The sequence below is a fragment of the Bacteroidota bacterium genome (assembly GCA_016213405.1).
GTDB lineage: Bacteria > Bacteroidota > Bacteroidia > Palsa-948 > Palsa-948 > Palsa-948.
Genome location: JACRAM010000065.1, coordinates 1 through 4604 on the forward strand (window position 1 = coordinate 1; position 4604 = coordinate 4604).

The 4604-nt window shown below is 38.0% G+C and carries 4 protein-coding genes; all 4 read left to right on the forward strand.

The features are described 5' to 3' along the window. Window positions 1–147 precede the first annotated feature (147 nt). On the forward strand, window positions 148–1182 hold the full coding sequence (locus HY841_07610; protein MBI4930612.1) for a PAS domain-containing sensor histidine kinase: 1035 nt from the start codon (window positions 148–150) through the stop codon (window positions 1180–1182). A 141-nt stretch (window positions 1183–1323) separates the two neighbouring features. Beyond that, on the forward strand, window positions 1324–3321 hold the full coding sequence (locus tag HY841_07615) for a tetratricopeptide repeat protein (GenBank protein ID MBI4930613.1): 1998 nt from the start codon (window positions 1324–1326) through the stop codon (window positions 3319–3321). A gap of 505 nt (window positions 3322–3826) precedes the next feature. Continuing rightward, complete coding sequence (locus tag HY841_07620) at window positions 3827–4333, forward strand: hypothetical protein (GenBank protein MBI4930614.1); 507 nt, start codon at window positions 3827–3829, stop codon at window positions 4331–4333. Between the two features lie 172 nt (window positions 4334–4505). Next, window positions 4506–4604 (forward strand): hypothetical protein (locus HY841_07625; GenBank protein MBI4930615.1); only part of this gene is annotated, 99 nt, incomplete at its 3' end.

Below are 4604 nucleotides of genomic sequence, written 5' to 3' on the forward strand. Positions count from 1 at the left end.
AGGCGGTAACAACGCATTTGCGTTATTGCCGCTACAATCTTGCATCGAGTTTTGTTTTTCATATCTTTGCTTTGTGTTTCGGCAGACAATTTTGCGCTTCGTAAATCGGCAACAACGCAATATGCGCGGAACGTTAGCAGCAAATTTATGACGACAGACGACAGCAAACTACGGTCAGTTTTTTTTGACTACGCAGCAGTTCCTTTCTTTCTTTACGACAAGGACTTTTATCTCATTGACATTAACAATGACGGATTGGAACTGCTTCAGACCTCACGAGAACAAATCATCGGGAAGCATATTACTGAAGTTTCGCCCGACATAAAAACTTCACAGCGTTACATTCTCTATAAAGAAGTAATACGGACGGGAAAATCAATTGCCGTTGACGAAGCCATACAAAATCCTGGTTTCGGAACTTTATTTTTTCGCATCAAAGCATTTAAAGTAAATGGCGGATTAGGAGTGACAGTGAAAAACATCACCGATTTAAGAAACGCTATTGACGAATTGAAAACCTTAATCTATAAATTATCACACAACATTCGGACACCCATCGCAAACATACTTGGACTTTTCAACATTCTGGACAAAGAAGTAAAAGACCTTGACACTGCTTTCCATTTTTTCAAAATAATTAAAGAGCGAACCGAATTCCTTGACACAATCGTTCTCCGACTTGTTGAGACAATGAGCGTTCGGGACGGACATTTGAACATTGAAGAAATTGACTTCAATAAGACAATAAATAAAGTTCTCCAGACGGTTTCTCATATGAAAGGTTTTGACAAAATTAAGTTTGAGACAATTGTAAATGTTAAACAAATATTTTACAGCGACAGCTTATTGCTCAATTTCCTGTTCCAAAACATTATTGAGAACGGCATTAAATACAAAAAGGAAAATACGAATGAAGCATTTATTAAAATCAGCGTGACAGATGAGCCGACTGGAATTAAAATTATCATTGCCGACAATGGAATAGGCATTACAGACAATTTACAAAAAGACATTTTCAAAATGTTTTTCCGAGCGACAGACAAAGCAACGGGACAAGGCATCGGTCTTTATACAGTAAAGCAATCAATTAAAAAACTTGGCGGCTACATCGTGCTGGACAGCAAAGCAGACATCGGGACAACTTTTACTATTTATGTTCCAAATGCAAAAGAGGACGAATAAAATCTGCTGCTAACAGCGGGCGTGCGCAATGCGGGTTTACTTTTTGAAAAAATGTTTTCAGTATTTAATTATATTTGTGCTGGCGGACAGCGAAGTGCTTTTTAATCCCGCACTTCGCACGCCCGCGGAACGTTATGCCCAATGCAAAAGACAAAAAAAACATTGACACAGTTGACAAAATATCTTCTCATCGGACTGACACTTTTTTTCTTTTCTCTTTCTGCGTTTGGACAGCAGAGCAAACCCGACTCCCTCTTACTCTTACTCAAAAAAGCCAAAGAGGATACAAATAAAGTAATGGTGCTTAGTGCTCTGTGCAATGAATACCGTATAGCCAGCGATTTTGGTAAATCACACGAGTTCGGCACACAAGCATTATCACTTTCCAAAACGCTTAAATGGAAAAAGGGAGAAGCCAATGCTTACAATAACCTCGGGTACCTTAATATTTACGAAGACGATTACGCACAAGCGATGATAAATTCACTTGCTGGCTTGAAACTATCAGAAGAAAATGATGACAAAAAAAACATTGCCTTCTCGTATAGTAATATAGGTTATGTTTATCAAATGCAAAAAAACAATGATGACGCTCTTAAATACTTTTTAGACGCTTTAGAAATCAGAAAGAAGTTGGGGGATAAATATGATATAGGTTTTTCCTACAGCTATTTGGGTAATTTTTTCTCTTCACTTGGCAATATTGAAGAAGCAATGAAATATCATTTGCTTGCTTTAAATATCAGAAAAGAAACGGGAGATAAACGAAGCATTGCGGACTCCTATCTTCTAATTGGTAGTTTATACAGTAATCAAAAGGATTATGACAAAGCATTGGAGAATTGTTATAGTGCACAACGGATGTATGAAGAAATTAATGACAAGCGCAGATTAACAGAAACATATACCGAACTTGGAGTACTTTTTGTCGAAGAAAATAAGTTTGCCCAAGCAGAAAAAATGCTGAAGAAAGCACTGACCTATGGGCTACAAATTGGGAACAAAGAAAAGTTACAGGAAATTTATTCTACATTATCGGCATTATATGTCAAACAGCAGAACTATAAAATGGCGTATTCTTATCATATGTTGTACTCCGAAATGAAAGACTCGCTTAACAAACTTAATGTGACAACAAAAATTGCTAATCTTCAAAATCAATATCAAAAAGAGAAAGAAGAAAAAATCAGAAAATCAGAAGAAGAAAAGAAAGAAGTGGTATACAAAGCGGAAATTAAACAGCAAAAAATAATTATTTACTCTGTTTCGGGAGGTTTAGTGTTAATATTCTCATTGGCATTTTTTATTTTCAGAGGATACAGGCAAAAACAAAAAAGCAATTTGTTTTTAGCAGACAAAAATAAAATCATCGAAGAAAAAAACAAAGACATTACCGACAGTATTAATTACGCTAAAAGAATACAACAAGCAAAACTCCCAAAGAGAAAAGAAATTTATTCAGTATTTCCAGACAGTTTTGTTTTATTTAAACCAAAAGATATCGTGAGCGGTGACTTTTATTACTTCCACAAAAATGACAAATCTGTCTTCATTGCTTCGGTTGACTGCACAGGTCACGGAGTTCCTGGCGCATTTATGAGCATGATAGGTTCTGAAAAATTAGATGACGCTTTAGCGCACAGCGCAGACACTTCCGAAATACTTAGCCACTTAAATAAGGGAATAAAATCTTCGCTTCGCCAGACAGACAGCGATGAATCAACGCGTGACGGAATGGACATTGCGCTTTGCTCTGTAGACACAGATACGCGTGTTGTAAAATACGCTGGTGCAAACCGACCGCTTTGGCTCATTCGCAACGGTCAGACAGTTGTTGAAGAAATTAAAGCAACTAAAAAAGCAATTGGCGGTTTCACAGAGGACAGCCAACACTTCGACACCCATGAAATAAAATTTGAGCAAGGCGACACCTTTTATATTTCCACAGACGGCTTCGCAGACACCTTTGGAGGAGCAGAACAAAAAAAGGTAACGACAAAAAGGTTCAAAGAAATATTGCTTTCAATTCAAGACAAATCTTTAAAAGAACAAGAGCACCACCTCGACAACTTTATCGAAGAATGGAAAGGCGGGACAGAACAAGTGGACGACATTTTAGTTATCGGTGTGCGACTGTGACTGCTGGACAGAAAAAAAAATGCACAGGGCATAACACGGGCTTTGCGAAATGGCGGTTGACATTTAATTTGAAAGTTCGTTCAAGTAATTATCTTTGTAGCGGGGGACAGTGAAGTGCTCCGAACTCCGCCACTCCGCAAAGCCCGAAACCGTTGGCAGCAAGTTTAAAACGACACTGCACATAGACAACGGGGAAGCCGAAAACCGACAACAGAGTAGGCAAAAACTAAAACCAAAATAAAATGACAAATTTTTATTGTGAGCATTGCGGGACAAAGTATCCCAGCGTCTCAAGTTTGACAGCGAACACTTGCCAAAGACACCCAAGCGGTGCGGGTAAAGGAAAGCATTCACTTTATCAAGGAAGTGAAAAACCTCAATACACTTGTAAGTATTGCGGGACAAAGTATCCAAACATTTCAAGTTTGACAGCGAACACTTGTCAAAGACACCCAAGCGGAGCGGGAAAAGGAAAACATTCACCTGCATTGTAAAACTGACATCAATGAATACACTTAACGACATTGAGCAGTGGATTACAAATGCTCTGAACAAATTTGCTGACGACTACTTCAAACAAGACAATCGTTCAAGTTCATTTTGCACTTACTCAATAAAGGAAATTATCGGCAACTACGGACTTGAAAAAGGGTTTAGAGTATGTGCAAGCGGTTTTCCCGACTATTTTGAAAACGAATGGCTTTACGACTTGGTTTGGTATAAGGAGAATGAAAACAGAAATTTAATTTCAGCCGAATTAGTTTTAGAAACTGAAATGACCTACGGCTTACCCGCAATAAAATTTGACTTTGAAAAATTATTACTTGCAAATGCAAATCATAGAATAATGATTTGTTGTGTTGGACGGACACCAATTGACGAAATAAAAAATTATTGCGACAGAGCGGTTGACAGTTACGCACAATTAAAAACTGGGGACAGAATACTGACTTTAATGTGGGACGATTTTGACAGTGGAGAATTTATTTCTCACTTGACAATGAAAAAATAAAACCTGCTGCCAACAAGGGATTAGCGTAAGCGGGGCAGACGAATAATTTTATAGTTCATTGCTTTCTATTATCTTTGTTTCGTTGGACAAGTGCGTAGCGGTTTATCCCCGCCTACGCTAATCCCCGAACCGTTAGTTGCAATTTCAAAAACCAAAAAACGACACGACAGTTATGAAAGAACAATGGACAGAATTTCCTCTCGGTTACAAATCTAAATTCCGTTATGCTGTTTCTAACCATGGACAGTTGCGCAGTTTCACAGACGACATC

What these genes read in the sequence shown, in the direction of transcription:
- HY841_07610 (MBI4930612.1), top strand. Translation starts at nt 148, where the DNA reads ATGACGACAGACGACAGCAAACTACGGTCAGTTTTTTTTGACTACGCA.
- HY841_07615 (MBI4930613.1), top strand. Translation starts at nt 1,324, where the DNA reads ATGCAAAAGACAAAAAAAACATTGACACAGTTGACAAAATATCTTCTC.
- HY841_07620 (MBI4930614.1), top strand. Translation starts at nt 3,827, where the DNA reads ATGAATACACTTAACGACATTGAGCAGTGGATTACAAATGCTCTGAAC.